This is a genomic window from Pseudomonas sp. 29 (assembly GCF_002754355.1).
GTDB lineage: Bacteria > Pseudomonadota > Gammaproteobacteria > Pseudomonadales > Pseudomonadaceae > Aquipseudomonas > Aquipseudomonas neuropathica.
Genome location: NZ_PEEY01000001.1, coordinates 6,236,909 through 6,250,071 on the forward strand (window position 1 = coordinate 6,236,909; position 13,163 = coordinate 6,250,071).

The 13,163-nt window shown below is 60.3% G+C and carries 13 protein-coding genes; 3 read left to right on the forward strand and 10 right to left on the reverse strand.

Annotated elements, in window-relative coordinates:
* Window positions 1–15: 15 nt before the first annotated feature.
* The gene (locus tag CLU80_RS29000; RefSeq protein ID WP_099759187.1) at window positions 16–939 is read left to right on the forward strand and encodes a LysR family transcriptional regulator; all 924 of its coding nucleotides are present in this window, start codon (window positions 16–18) and stop codon (window positions 937–939) included.
* Window positions 940–977: 38 nt separating this feature from the next.
* A complete protein-coding gene (alaE, locus tag CLU80_RS29005) occupies window positions 978–1,376 on the forward strand; it encodes an L-alanine exporter AlaE (RefSeq protein ID WP_286079802.1) in 399 nt (132 codons plus the stop codon).
* Between the two features lie 70 nt (window positions 1,377–1,446).
* On the opposite strand, the gene CLU80_RS29010 is transcribed toward alaE, so the two are convergent.
* The 4 genes from CLU80_RS29010 to CLU80_RS29025 all read right to left on the reverse strand — a co-directional run bounded on the left by CLU80_RS29010 (window position 1,447) and on the right by CLU80_RS29025 (window position 6,260).
* Window positions 1,447–2,100, reverse strand: a complete 654-nt coding sequence (locus CLU80_RS29010; protein ID WP_099759188.1) for a DUF1266 domain-containing protein — start codon at window positions 2,098–2,100, stop codon at window positions 1,447–1,449.
* Window positions 2,101–2,110: 10 nt separating this feature from the next.
* Window positions 2,111–3,331, reverse strand: coding sequence for a hypothetical protein (locus CLU80_RS29015; RefSeq protein ID WP_099759189.1), 1,221 nt, complete (start codon window positions 3,329–3,331; stop codon window positions 2,111–2,113).
* Window positions 3,322–5,646, reverse strand: coding sequence for a hypothetical protein (locus tag CLU80_RS29020; protein WP_099759190.1), 2,325 nt, complete (start codon window positions 5,644–5,646; stop codon window positions 3,322–3,324). The genes CLU80_RS29015 and CLU80_RS29020 overlap by 10 nt, the downstream gene beginning before the upstream one ends.
* A gap of 317 nt (window positions 5,647–5,963) precedes the next feature.
* Entirely contained in the window at window positions 5,964–6,260 is a 297-nt protein-coding gene (locus CLU80_RS29025) for a DUF3144 domain-containing protein (protein ID WP_099759191.1), read from the reverse strand.
* Window positions 6,261–6,411: 151 nt separating this feature from the next.
* On the opposite strand from CLU80_RS29025, the gene CLU80_RS29030 reads away from it, so the two are divergent.
* Entirely contained in the window at window positions 6,412–6,693 is a 282-nt protein-coding gene (locus tag CLU80_RS29030; protein WP_099759192.1) for a hypothetical protein, read from the forward strand.
* 76 nt (window positions 6,694–6,769) lie between these two features.
* Here the strand turns inward: CLU80_RS29030 and CLU80_RS29035 are convergent, their stop codons facing one another.
* The 6 genes from CLU80_RS29035 to CLU80_RS29060 all read right to left on the reverse strand — a co-directional run bounded on the left by CLU80_RS29035 (window position 6,770) and on the right by CLU80_RS29060 (window position 13,032).
* Window positions 6,770–7,558 (reverse strand): hypothetical protein, encoded by a 789-nt coding sequence (locus CLU80_RS29035; RefSeq protein ID WP_099759193.1) that lies wholly within the window; start codon window positions 7,556–7,558, stop codon window positions 6,770–6,772.
* Window positions 7,559–7,714: 156 nt separating this feature from the next.
* Window positions 7,715–9,061 (reverse strand): glutamine synthetase family protein, encoded by a 1,347-nt coding sequence (locus tag CLU80_RS29040; protein ID WP_099759194.1) that lies wholly within the window; start codon window positions 9,059–9,061, stop codon window positions 7,715–7,717.
* A gap of 21 nt (window positions 9,062–9,082) precedes the next feature.
* Window positions 9,083–9,640: a helix-turn-helix domain-containing protein gene (locus CLU80_RS29045; RefSeq protein WP_093431445.1), complete on the reverse strand. Its 558-nt coding sequence runs from the start codon at window positions 9,638–9,640 to the stop codon at window positions 9,083–9,085.
* Window positions 9,641–9,653: 13 nt separating this feature from the next.
* A complete protein-coding gene (locus CLU80_RS29050) occupies window positions 9,654–10,943 on the reverse strand; it encodes an NAD(P)/FAD-dependent oxidoreductase (protein ID WP_099759195.1) in 1,290 nt (429 codons plus the stop codon).
* Window positions 10,944–10,999: 56 nt separating this feature from the next.
* On the reverse strand, window positions 11,000–12,328 hold the full coding sequence (locus tag CLU80_RS29055) for an ATP-binding protein (protein ID WP_099759196.1): 1,329 nt from the start codon (window positions 12,326–12,328) through the stop codon (window positions 11,000–11,002).
* Window positions 12,325–13,032, reverse strand: coding sequence for a response regulator (locus tag CLU80_RS29060; RefSeq protein WP_099759197.1), 708 nt, complete (start codon window positions 13,030–13,032; stop codon window positions 12,325–12,327). Before CLU80_RS29060 ends, CLU80_RS29055 begins: the two co-directional genes overlap by 4 nt.
* Window positions 13,033–13,163: the final 131 nt, after the last annotated feature.

Here is a 13,163-nt window from a genome sequence, read left to right on the forward strand (position 1 = left end):
AAGGGGAACGCGAGAATGGATATCGAAGAACTGCAAACCTTCGTCGAAGTGGCCGATGCCGGGGGCATTTCACAGGCAGCGCTGCGGCTCGGGGTTTCGAAATCAATCGTCAGCCGCCGGCTGGCGCGGCTTGAAGCGGAACTCGGCGTGCAATTGCTGGCACGCTCCACGCGCGGGGCTTCACTCACCGAAGCCGGCGCGACATTTCGCGATTACGCCGCCCGAGTCTGCAGCGAAATCGACATCGCCAAGGAAACCATCCTGCCCGCCGGCGCCCTGCGCGGTCGCTTGCGCGTGGCGGTGCCGTTGTCGTTCGGGCCGACACACTTCGCCCCCGTGCTGGCGGAAATGGCTCGCCGTCATCCTCAATTGCACATGCAGACCTGCTACAGCGATCGCTTCGTTGACCTGATTACCGAGGGCTATGATTGCGCCATTCGCGTGGGTTACCTGCAGGACTCCAACTTGATCGCGAGGCGTATCGGCCCGGTCTACACCAAGCTCGTCGCAAGCCCCGACTACATCAAAGCGCACGGCGCGCCCGATACCCCGGACGAACTGCACGCCCATCAGGCGCTCATGCAAGGCACCGAAGCCTGGCAATTCATGGCGGCTGACAAGGTCATCACGGTTCGCCCGCAAGGACGCTTCAAGGCTGACAACGGCACGGCCCTCGCTGCAGCCGCGGCTGCCGGCCTCGGCGTCGCCTACCTGCCCGATTGTCTCACCCACGAACACATTGCCTCGGGTGCACTCGTGCAGATCATGACCAACCATCCACCGCCCCCGGCCGGCGCCTACCTCCTCCGCGCGCCGGGCCCGCATCCCGCGCGCAAGATACGCGTGCTCACGGATCTGCTGATCGAGTACTTCGGCGAATCTCCGCACCTCGCCGTGCAGCCACTGTCACAGCACGATGAAGTGTCGGCGTCCAGCTGAGGAAAGATCAGTCCCGAAGCCATGAAAGGAGAAGTGAGGTGCCGCAACGCCTGCAACAGTCAACGCGTCGGACTGCATTTATCGCAGACACCACAGCGCTGATCCTGTTTTTCACCATCACCGGCATCCTCAATGAACGTTTCATTGCCGGCATGACGTGGGATCAGGTTCTGCACGCGCGCCTGCTGGGCGCGGTGCTGATGATTCCGGTCGCGCGACCTTACGGTATCTGGCGCGATTGGGTGATGACGCGTGCCAGTCAGGGTCGGGTGTCGAGGTTGTTATGGGACAGCATCGCGCTGGTCAGTTTTCAGGTGCCGATCTATGCCGCGATCATTGGCTTCAGTGGTGCATCAGGATGCCGGCCTGCTGCGTGGCACGCTTGGCGCGGCGGTGATGATGCTCGTGCTGGGGCGACCTTATGGGGCGTTTCTTAACGGCGTGCGGAAGCTGTTTGGTTTGCCGCCGGGTGGGGACAGACCGATGTCATTGAAGGAGTAGTCGGGGCTACCTCACCAGAACCGGGTTCAACGCTGCTGGCGTTCGCCAGGTTACGTCAGCCCAAGCCCCACCACCGGGCGCCAGCAACTGACGCAGTTGCGGCTCGTCAAACGCTTCGCCCAGCGAGTCGACGCGAAACGTCGCGACCCATTGCTTGCGCCCCGACTGATAGGCCTTGCCGAAATCTTCCCAACTGTCGAAACAGTCCTGCGCCCGCTGCGCATTGAGCAGCAGCACGCGCCAGGCGAGGTCAGGCTCGAGCCAACGCATCAGCAGCGCACACCGGACCAGAAACGCCACCCGCACGCAGGCAAAAGCCATGGCCGCACGCGGGTCATCGGTGGCTGTCAGCGCCTGCAAATCGAGGCCAAACCACTGCTGATCGAGCGTCGCACTGAAGTGCGCCCGCACCGCCTCGTCATTGCTGTTGCTGCGGATCCCGGCCTGGTGCAGCAACGCTGCCCGCAGGATCGTCTGCGATTGCTCGGTGAAGTGATCGCACGCCGGGGAGTAGAAACCCTCGACGGCCATCGCATCGACCATGGGCCGGGCCAGCAGCAGCGACCAGTGTTTGCGCTGGCTGAACAATGAGGCGCCGCGAGGTCTGAACGCTCGCCACAACAACCAGCCTGAAACAACCACTGTGATAAGCAAAAACATGTCGGTTTCCTTACCTTACCCGCGCCTGCCAGGCCTGGATTTCCTCCACCAGCGGCGAGGACATGTCCGGCCACGGCACACCTTCGGTCAGGTACTGCGGGTCATTCGGCTCAGGCTCAATGCGCTTGCTGAAAATATGCCGGGTCGCGTACCTGACCGATACCGCTTGCGGGGCCACCTGCAAGAACTGCTGCGGCTGACGCCCGGCCACCAGCCATTCGACCATGGCCGAAGGCGCATCGAGGCGCTCGTACAATTGCGGATAGCGGGCCACCAACCGAGTCTGGGCGGTCGGGTCGTTGACCTCTTCGATGCGCAGCCAGCCCGCGTCGGTACGCACAATGCCGATGGCGATGCAGTCGGCGGGCGTCTGTTCGTCGGTGTCCAGGGCATTCAGACACTGCAGCAGGTCCGGGTAATAACGCTCGACCGGCGGCCGGTTCTGCTTGCCCTTGACCTGCTCGACAGTCAACGTACCGTCGTCCTGGACGATCAGGCTGATAGTAATGTGCGGCTGGCCTTGGCCGTCGCGCAGACTGAACACGCGCATGCGCTGCTCTTCCATCGCTTCGGCGTAGCGTTCACCGTAGCCGCCGGTCAAGGCGCGGCGATCGGCGAACTGGCCCAGGCAATGGCGCATCACGTAACTTTCAAAGGCCATTTCCGCACGCAGCGAAGCACTCTCGGGCCGCAGCTCCTGCAATACGTGCTCAGCGGTGGTCACTCGCGTGAGCAACGCTTCAGGCTGGCTCTGACACCAGCCCTGCTCGACCCGCGCAGCCATCTGCGCATGCTCCTTTTGCCACAGCGCCAGTGCCTGCGGGCAGTTGATCCGGTCAAGCTTGCCGGCCAGCGCGGTGCCCTGACGCGAGGTCAGGAACTCCACCAGCAAGGTCTCCTCGGCCAGCAGCGGCGCTTGCTGCGGATCGACCCAGACCAGCGGCGCGAACGCCTGCTGCGAAGCTTTGCCGGCGTCGCTTAAATGTTTGGCCACCCAGGACGGCGGCTCGGCGCCCAATGCCTCGACAGCCTGCTCCAACGTCAGGATGCACCGCGCAGGTTCGAAGTTACCGACCAGATGACGATAGAAATGGTTGAGCAACCATTTGCTCACCTCTGGTGCATCTCCGCGAGCCTCACTGCGCTCGGCAATGCCGCGCTTGAGTTGATCGGCATTGAGTGCGTTGCGCGGGGCGTAACCGGACTGGCGCTGCGCAGGTGTCACTTCCATATCTGCCACCAGGCCTTGCCGGCCGATTTTTCCGGCGCCTGCAGTTCGGCGATGAACTGGCGAAACTTTTCATTGTTGCCCTGATCCACCTGGCTGTTCGGATCACTGCGCAGGATCGCGCGCTGGTAATAGGCCACGGCCTCTTCCTTGCGCCCGAGCCCCTTGAGCACATCACCGGCACAGCCCAGCAGGGTTGGTTCGTCGCCTTCGTTGATGAGCGGCGCGTAACGCAACCACAGGCTGGTGGCCGCCTCCGGCAGGCAGTACGACAGGTAAAAGGCAATTTTCATCCGTGCGAACAGCGGCGAATACTCCAGCTCTTTGTCGCTGATTTCGCGCTCTTCCTGCCATTTGAGAATGCGCTCCAGCCAGACCGGAATCTCGCGTTCGCGGTCCAGCCAGTACAGGGCACGGGTGACGTCCTGTATGTATTCTTCTGGATCGTGACGGCTATAGCCGTAGTCGGCCGCGTAGTGCCAAAGCTGTTCGGCGGCGTCGGCGATGCCCTCGTTATCCTTCAGCTCGATGCGGTTGCGGAGGATGCCCTGATAATGTTCGGCGAACGAGCTGGCGGCGATGCCGCGGGTATGCAACTCAAGAGCCTGCTCAACGAGTTGTTCGTTGTAGCAGCGGTAATTGATCGCGAGGTTGTTGCACAGCATCGAGTACAGGTGCGCGCAGGCATCGAAGCGATGTCCGCGGCCGCTGGCGAAGCATTGTTCCATACGGGCCTGGCCGAGTTCATAAGCAAGCTTTTGGACTTCGCGCAGCCGCCACCAGGTCGGCTCGGCCTCCTCGCTCGTGAGATCCTCGACATGCGTTTCGACCAGGTCCTCAAGGGCATTCGCGAACTGGTAGTAGTACATGCCAGCGGCCATGGGCGGCAAAGGCTGGCGCAGGGCATCGGCAATGCCGTGCACATCGGCGTGGGCACTGAACAGGCTGAAGACGCTGCGGTTGTCCTGCATAGCGCCGGCCGAGACGGCCTCGCGCAGCATCGTCAGTTGAGTGTTGGCGTCGATGCGCCCGGCCTGATGTTCGCGCACCGCCATCAGGCGGGTAATCCATGGGTGGTTCGGCGCGCGGCGTTCGGCCTCTGCCAGCGCTTGGTCGAAGACGTTGTCGATTTGTTCAAGGTCATTGCGCGCAGCATGCAGAGCATCGAGCAACGGGCCCAGCGACGGTGTCGACTCGTCACGCCACGGCAGGCCGGAAAGGAACTGCTCCAGCACCGTTTGATCGTCACAGGCACGCATCACGCACAACGGCCACCACGCGGACTGATCCTCGGCATCGAGCAGGCGATCGTGGACCCAATAGGCCGTGCCCGGCCACAGTTCGCCGCGCATTTCATAGATTTCCATGAACGCACGTTGCCCGGCCTCTTCGATCTGGCCGCTTTCCAGCAGCCAGGGCAGATGGAAATCAACGAAGTTGTCACCGCCGCTGGATTCCAGGCTCAGGGTTGCCACTTCACAGATTGCCAATGCGCCGGCCAGATTGCCCTGAGCCTGCAGGGAGCGCGCGGCCAGACGCGCCAGACGCACTTCCCATTCCCGGCGCTGGGGCAGCGACAATTCGGCGATCAAGCGCACCACCGGTTGCTCGAACATCGCCAGACGCAATGGCACGATTTCGATCAGCGCATTGCCCAGCCACAGCCAGTCGTTAGCGTCGACGTCCTGCTCTTCGCCAGCGGTGCGCAATGCGGCAATTGCCGCCAGCGCGGCTTCGCGCGCCTCTTCCTCACGTTCATGGTTGGCCAGCACCCGCGCCCGGCGCCGGTACTGATCAGCATCGTCCCAGGCCCGCAGGGCGTGACGGGCCGGGTTGACCTGGGCCAAGGTGTGACGCACCTCGATAGCCTTGAGGGCGACGTCGACGGTGGCGTGCTGCAGATCATCGAAAATGCGGTAACGCCGGTACTGCTCGATATCGAACGGCAGGGGCTCATGGGTCAATTGCTGGAGGGTGTCGAGCGTCAGCAACAGGCCCTGCTCGTCTTTGAGGTAGTTGCCCAGTCGCAGCTGGTAAATCAGCAAATTGACCTTGAGCTCGTTGCGCGCGTCGTCAGGCGTAGTCTCGATCAGTGCCTGTCCGTCGTCGGCCAATACCGCTTTGGCCCTGTCAACGTCACCGGCGTTGACCCACAGCCCGTGCAGACGACCAATCGACTCCAGCGAGGCCGCCCTGAGCGGCTGGGCGCGCAACTGGTCCAGCAGATAGTCGGCACCGTGCTCCTCATGCTCGACCTCAAGACGATCCATCAATTGATCCAGCTGGATGCCGGACAGCACGGTACTGTTTTGCGTCATTGTGAACTCCATTTGCGAATGACTGTGCATCGCCCGATGCATCCTGCGTCGGCGCCCTCGAGTGGGCAGCGGGGACTCGTCTACGTCTGCCAGTGACCGGCAAAATGACGACAAGGATCGGGTAATACAGCGAGGTGGCGCACGCTACCAGTTGGCGTTTGAAAAACCAAGCGTGCGGGTGGGGCGCAATCAGTGATTGGAGTGCAAACAGTGTACGGGCACGATATCACTGGTTTGACAGCTCACTGCAAACGCTCCTTCGATCAGGATCATTGAGATCAGACTGTGCCTCATCGATTGAAGACCCGCCCTACCCGTCAAACGTTTTTCGCGGTCATGTACTGGCTGAAATTGTTGATGTGGTCGTCAAGGTTATCCTCGAGCATCATCCGGTACTGCTCACAGAAATACTTCAGCATCGCTTCGCGAGCCTGTGCCATTTCTTCGCCCGACTTGAAACCGCGCGCGCTCACCCAGGCGTTGAATCGAGTGGTGCCGAACATCATCGACGCGCTGACTTTGCCAAGGTTTTCGAACACTTTCAGCTGCTCGTTCGACAGGTTTATATGCGCATCGGCGCGATCGTAGAATGCATCATCGGTCGTATCGGTCATTGCTGATTACCTGTCTGTCAGTGTCGGGAAATTGCGTAATTGGAACACTTCCCGCTTTGGCTCGCTACGCCCCAACAGTGCTGACAAGCACGTCAGTAGCCTGTATCACTGCGTGCTCCCCATGCAATATTCCACGCCCGGGCGCCAATCCATGAATACCTTCCAAGCCGCAAATGGCCATCTGATGATTGAATTAGGCGACTTGTCTGATGCCGACTGGGAGGCGCTGGAGCGCAAATTGGTGAATGTCTGGGGCTTTCGGCGCGTCGGCGCAGTCGTGGCCGGCCTGGACCAGACAATCTATCCAGACTTCGAGCGCCCGGATCTGACGCTCGCTGCAGCTTGGGATATCTGGTCAGGGCATCATTTGCTTTCTGAAAGCGCAGCCGGCGACGAATTCTTGCAACGAATGTGTAATGAGCTGCAGTTTTGAGGTGTACACTTCGGCTCGATTCCGACCCTCACAGAGGAACGTAATCGGTCAACAGCAGACACTCTCTGCCTAGGCCTTAAAGATCTTTGCGAAACATCACGATCTTTGGATGCGTATCAACATACTGACGTATTTCATTCGGCGTATTTAGCGCGGTGTGCCCATAGATTTCGTCGAGTACGACAAGCGTCTCTGAAATCTTGCGATTTCTGCAATACACCGGTATTTCTTTAGACTTTTCGAAGTGTTCCTGCTGCAGTAAAGCCACCAGCCATAAGGTCGGCCGCCACCAATCGTAGGCAAAATCACAGTGTTTGATGACCATCGACGACGATTTACGCTGTGCCAATAAGGCAAAGAAGTTAAGTACGTCGTCAAGCATCAGTCGATCAGCGCGGTCCGCTTGCTCTATCTGGGTATCATTGAGGTTCTGCTTCGACTCATCGAGCACGCGCAATACCGGAATGACGGAGGCTGGGAACGCCAACTGGTCAACGGCGAATAGCCGACTCGCCAGAAAGCGCGCATACGACTCATCTTTGACGCCGGCGAGCAGCGCACGAAATGCACCGTTCTTGACCTTTTGAAACTCGGGAGTGGTGAACGTTTGAAATAAATCGAAGATAGAGCGCTCTATTTCCTCACGCCTTGAATGTTTGGCTTCTTCAGCCTGGAAGAGCAACGTGATAATAACTCCGCCGAAAGCAAGCGCAGTAAACAGAACATTGAGCCCGTTATAGATCGATCCTACGGGCTCGCTAAAAACACCGTTAGGAAGTGCTTTCGATATCGGCCATACCAACGCCCAGACCGTGATGATAAAAACCATCACGGTAATGCCGATCAGTTTGTTTTTTGAAAACATAGCGCGACTCCTATCGCAAATGACGCCGGAAATCCCTTCCAAAAGGTGTTATCGAGGCAAGGTTGAGGTTCGCTGGAAGATACAGAACTGATTGCAATGGGTCCACGAACGATCGACTGATAGTGCAACGTCGCCAATGGTTGACGATCCCGTCACTCACAAATACCACCGATACTCCCGCGCACTGATCTCCTGCATAAACGCCAAATGATCCTGGCGTTTATTCTCGCAATACACATCGACAAACTCCGCGCCCAACCCTTCCCGCAACTGCGGCTGATGCTGCATCGCACGCACTGCCTCGAACATCTCCTTGGGGAAATCAATCCCGCTGCTGCGGTCTTCATTCAGCGGTGCGATCGGTTCTTTAGCCGATTCCAGCCCGTGCTCCAGCCCCACCAGTATCGCCGCCAGCACCAGATACGGATTGGCGTCCGCGCCCGCCAAGCGATATTCAACCCGCAAATTCTTCGCGTCCGACTCGGGAATCCGCAGACACGCATCACGATCCTCAAAACCCCAACTGGCCTTGGTCGCGGTGTTCACCGTGCCGCCCAATCGGCGCATCGAGTTCTGGTTCGGCGCGAAGATCGGCATGCTGTGCGGCAGCAATTCCAGGCACCCCGCGACTGCATGGCGTAGCGGCTGCTGCTCATTGGCCGCCAACAGATTATTGCCGGCTGCGTCGTACAAACTGACATGCACATGCATACCGCTGCCCGGATGCTGCAAGTACGGCTTGGCCATGAAACTGGCGCGATAACCATGCTTGAGCGCCACACCGCGCGTGCTGCGGCAGAACAACGCCGCCCAATCCGCCGCACGCAAACCGTCGTCGAGATGGCCGAAGTTGATTTCAAACTGTCCGGGGCCGAGTTCAGCGGTAATCACCGTGGCGTCGATGCCCTGCGCCCGCGTCGCTTCGACCATTTCATCCAGCACCGGCGCGAAGCGTGAAAGCCGCTCGATGTGCAGGTTCGGTTGATCATCGGCGTCGTCAGTCAGGTCGTCGCGGGGGAATTGCGGCAGACCGTCGCGCAGCTTTTTATCGAACAGGTAGAACTCCAGCTCAAAGGCCACCACCGGGTGAATGCCTTTGCGCGCCAGGCGCTTAAGCACCTGTGCGAGCACTTCACGGGGTTCGAATTCGATCGGCTTTTCAGTGCCGTCGGAAGTGATCAGCATCTGCCCCAGCAGCTGCGCTTCCCATGTCACCGGTTTCAGTGTGCCCGGCACCAGACGGCGCACGGCATCCGGGTCGCCGTCGTTGAAGCAGTAATCGCCAATCGGGAACAAGCCACCCTGCACGCCCAACAGTACGCAATTCTGCGGCAGCTTCAGTACGCTGCCGGCGGCGACTTTTTCGAGCATGTCTATCGGATAACGCTTGCCGTAAAAATGCCCCGGGATGTCCAGGCAAATCAGGTCGACATAACGCACCTCGGGGTAGCGTTGGCGAAACGCCCGTACTTCGGCGAGCAGGTCAGCGCAGACAGCATCCATCGTGTTCATCCTTTATGGTTATCAGGTGTAGACCCAGAGCACGCGGGTGAGCTGCTCGGTGAGGTTGCCGTAGCGGCAGCGGGTATGACTGTCGAACTGAAAGCTGTCGCCGGCCTTCAACGTAGCCGGCTCTTCATCGTCGCCCAGCCACAACGTCAGTTCGCCTTCGAGGACGTAACCGCCCTGCTCCGAGCTGTCGGTCAGATGGCGATCGCCGCTGCTGGCGCCGGCTTCGAGATGACTTTCGAGCATGGAGAACGAGGCGCGCATCTGCGGCGATACCAGAATGTCGGTGATGCCATTGGCGTAATACAGCGTGCGACGCTCGTCCGGGCGCGTCACCCACGGCAATTCCTTGGGCTTGGGCAGGCTGTAGAAATACGTGGTCGGCACGCCGAAGGTTTCGCTGATCGCAGTCAGGTCCGCCACGGTAGGCCGCGACAAACCGCGCTCGACCTGCGACAGGAAGCCGACCGAACGGCCGATCTTGTCGGCCAGTTCCTTCAGGGTCCATTTCTTGTGCTTGCGCAGGTCGTGGATGAGGATCGCCAGCGCGGCGATTTCTTCTTGCTTGTTCATGGTCAAAGTCTCATCAAATGCTGTCGCGCAGTCGATACCAGGCCTTGCCGATGGCTTCCAGCGGTGCCGCGAAATGTTTGCCACCGGGAAAACGGCCATTGCTCAGGCCCTGGTACAACGCCAATTCATCACTATCGCCGAGGATCGCATGGGACACCGCACGTGCGGCAGCCAATGTCGGCAGGACGCCGTGCCCCGAGTAGCCTTGCAGCCAATAACGGTTACCCTCGCCGCCAACGTCCGGCGTGCGGTTGATCGTCAGGTCGATATGCCCGCCCCAGGCAAACTCGATGCCGACACCCTGGAGCTGTGGGAACACTCGCTCAAGAAATGGCCGCGTTGCCGCCGCGATGTCCTTGGGCATACCGCCCAGGTAAGTGCAGCCGCCGCCGAACAACAAGCGGTTGTCCGGTGTGCGGCGGAAGTAATCGAGGACGAACTGGTTGTCGGTCACGCAAACGTTGCGCGGCAACAGCGCGCTGGCCTGCTCAGGGGTGAGCGGTGCGGTGGCGACCTGATAAGTGCCCACCGGCAGAATGCAACTGGACAGTTGCGGGTCGAGTTCATCGAGGTAGGCATTGCAGGCCAACACCAGCACATCGGCGCGCACCAAACCGCGCTCGGTGTTGACCCGAAAGCCGTCGCCCTGCTCCTGATAACTCAGCGCCTTGCTTTGTTCATGAATACGCCCGCCGGCCCGCTCGATGGCGGCCGCCAGGCCCAAGGCCAGTTTCAGAGGATTGAGGTGTGCGCCCTCAGGATCGTAAAGCCCGGCCTGATAGCGATCGGTGGCCACCCATTCCGGCAATTGTTCACGAGGAATGAACTGCAACCCATCATGGCCCCACTTATGGCTGGCCTCATGTTGCCATTCGCTGAGCAGGCTGACCCGCCGTGGCATCACCGATGTCCACAAATGCCCGGGGCGATAGTCGCAATCGAAACCATGGCGGCCGGGCAATTCGCGCAATTCGTCGGCAGCCCAGCGCATGCCATCCCAAAGCCGTCTGGCCCGCTCATAACCGAGCGCGGCTTCCAGCGGCGGCATATCGCACGACCAACCGAGAATCGCCTGCCCGCCATTACGCCCCGAGGCCGCCCACGCCACGCGACTGGCCTCCAGCACGATCACGCGTTTACCCGCCAAGGCCAGACGCAACGCGGTGTGCAGGCCACTGAAACCGGCGCCGATGACCACCACGTCGGCGTCATGTTCGCCTTCCAGCACCACTCGATCACGCAGAATATCGGCGCAACTGTGGGCGTAATAGCTGTCGACGTGCTGGCTGGATTGCTGAAACATTCACGACCCCATGAAATTTGTTTCTTGTAATTTCATGAAAATCTACAGAAGAAATTTCACACAGGCAACTCGACCTTCGCGATCAGCCCTCCGCTCTTGCGATTGCTCAGCGTCAATTCACCGCCCTGCTCACGGACGATGGCTCGCGCGGCGGAAAGACCCAGACCCACACCGCCGGTGTCACGATTGCGCGAAGTCTCCAGCCGAAAGAACGGATCGAAGACCTGCTCCAACGCCACCTCGGGAATGCCGGGGCCTTCGTCACTGACCTCGATGCGAATCGAATACTCGTCACGCTTCAACGCAATGACCGGACGCTGCGCATACTTCAGCGCATTCTCCAGCAGATTGACGATCACCCGCTTGATCCCCAGCGGGCGACCTTCGTACACCAGATGCGCCGGGCCGCCGAAGTCGACATTGATCTGCTGATCACGGTAATCGTCGACGATGGTTTGCAGCAGCTCCGACAAATCGAATGCTGTGGTCTGCTCGCGGTGGGTGTCTTCGCGGAAGAACGCCAGCGCGGCGTTGATCATCGACTGCATCTCATCGACGTCACGAATCAGTTTGCCCTGATGATCGAGGTCTTCCATAAATTCGCTGCGCAAGCGCATGCGCGTCAGCGGCGCACGTAAGTCATGGGAGATCGACGCGAGCATGTGCGTACGCTCGGCAATGAAATGCTGGATCTGCGCCTGCATGGTGTTGAAGGCAATGATCGCCTGACGAATTTCGTCGGGGCCTTCGAGCTTGATCGGCGGTGCGCGCAGGTCGGTGCCAAATCTTCTCGCGGCACGCGTGAAGCGCTGCAACGGATTGGCCAGTTGCCGGGTGGCGACCCAGGCGACGAGCAATGTGGCAATCAGTCCCAACGCGATGACGATCACGATACGCACGCCAAATTCCAGACCCCAACTGCGCTCCGGCGGGATAAAGGATAACCAGCTGCCATCGACCAATTGCACGACGGCGGCGTAATGCGCCTGGGCACTGCCTTTCGGCCAGTCGCCCGGGCTGAACACCTCGATTTTTCGATCTTTGCCCAGCAGTTGCTGCAGCACCGGCACCCTGCTCGCTGGCAGGCGAAGGCCGTCATTGGGCAGATCGAAGTCGGCGCGCTGTGCTTTCCACGACACTTGCAGCATGGCGCTGCTCGCCGCTGCGGCCAGTTGCGGGCGCAGGTTGGCCGGGGCGGCTTCGATCACCCGCGAGGTCGCCGCAATCTGCTCGAGCAGACCGGTGCGTTCAATCGGTGGCCGCGCCCAGATCCCGGCGACTTGCACGAACAGCGCATTCAACGCCAGCGACGCGACCATCGCCGCAATGATGGTCAGGGCGATGCGCCGGCGCAGGGTGTCGCCACGCCACAGTCGGCGAATCACGAGCGGCTGACCTTGGCGGTGAACAGATAACCGCCGTTGCGCACGGTACGGATCAGGTCCGGGCGCTTGCTGTCCGGCTCGATCTTGCGCCGCAGGCGACTGACTTGCACATCGATGCTGCGGTCGAAAGCGTCGTGGCCGTGGCCGTGGGTCAGGTCGATCAACTGTTCGCGGGTCAGAATGCGTTGCGGATGATCGAGGAACACCACGAGCAAATCGAACTCGCCGCCGGATAACGGAATCATCACGTTTTCCGGCGAGCGCAGTTCGCGACAGGTGATGTCCAGATGCCAACCGGCGAAGCCGATCACCGGGCGCGAAGGCTCGACCGGGTTGCGCTGTTCAGCGGCGCGACGCTGCAAGGCACGTACGCGAGCGAGCAGTTCTTGTGGGGCGAACGGCTTGGTCAGGTAATCGTCCGCGCCCAGTTCCAGCCCGACAATGCGATCACTCAGTTCGGCCATGGCAGTGAGCATGATGATCGGAATGCCCAGTTGCGTATGCACCTTCTGGCACAGGCTCAAACCGCTTTCGCCGGGCATCATCAGATCAAGAATGATCGTGTCCGGACGGTTCTGCGCGATCGCCGCCCACATGGCCTCGCCATGCGGCGCGACGTCGACTTCATAGGCGTGCTGCACGAAGAATTTCTTCAGCAGCGCGAGAATTTCCACGTCGTCGTCGACGAACAGCAGTCTGCTCACAGTTACAGATCCATGCGGCGAAAAAACGCCAATCTAAAGCCATTTCGCCGCCCGGGTCATTTATTTCAATCGAGCAACATTTCTACGCGCCAGACATCAAGCGGACATTCTCTGGCAAAACCGCGCGGGCA

Coding starts and splice junctions, on each gene's coding strand:
- CLU80_RS29020 (WP_099759190.1), bottom strand. CDS start 5,646: ATGACGCAAAACAGTACCGTGCTGTCCGGCATCCAGCTGGATCAATTG.
- CLU80_RS29015 (WP_099759189.1), bottom strand. CDS start 3,331: ATGGAAGTGACACCTGCGCAGCGCCAGTCCGGTTACGCCCCGCGCAAC.
- CLU80_RS29030 (WP_099759192.1), top strand. CDS start 6,412: ATGAATACCTTCCAAGCCGCAAATGGCCATCTGATGATTGAATTAGGC.
- CLU80_RS29000 (WP_099759187.1), top strand. CDS start 16: ATGGATATCGAAGAACTGCAAACCTTCGTCGAAGTGGCCGATGCCGGG.
- CLU80_RS29025 (WP_099759191.1), bottom strand. CDS start 6,260: ATGACCGATACGACCGATGATGCATTCTACGATCGCGCCGATGCGCAT.
- CLU80_RS29040 (WP_099759194.1), bottom strand. CDS start 9,061: ATGGATGCTGTCTGCGCTGACCTGCTCGCCGAAGTACGGGCGTTTCGC.
- CLU80_RS29035 (WP_099759193.1), bottom strand. CDS start 7,558: ATGTTTTCAAAAAACAAACTGATCGGCATTACCGTGATGGTTTTTATC.
- CLU80_RS29045 (WP_093431445.1), bottom strand. CDS start 9,640: ATGAACAAGCAAGAAGAAATCGCCGCGCTGGCGATCCTCATCCACGAC.
- CLU80_RS29010 (WP_099759188.1), bottom strand. CDS start 2,100: ATGTTTTTGCTTATCACAGTGGTTGTTTCAGGCTGGTTGTTGTGGCGA.
- CLU80_RS29050 (WP_099759195.1), bottom strand. CDS start 10,943: ATGTTTCAGCAATCCAGCCAGCACGTCGACAGCTATTACGCCCACAGT.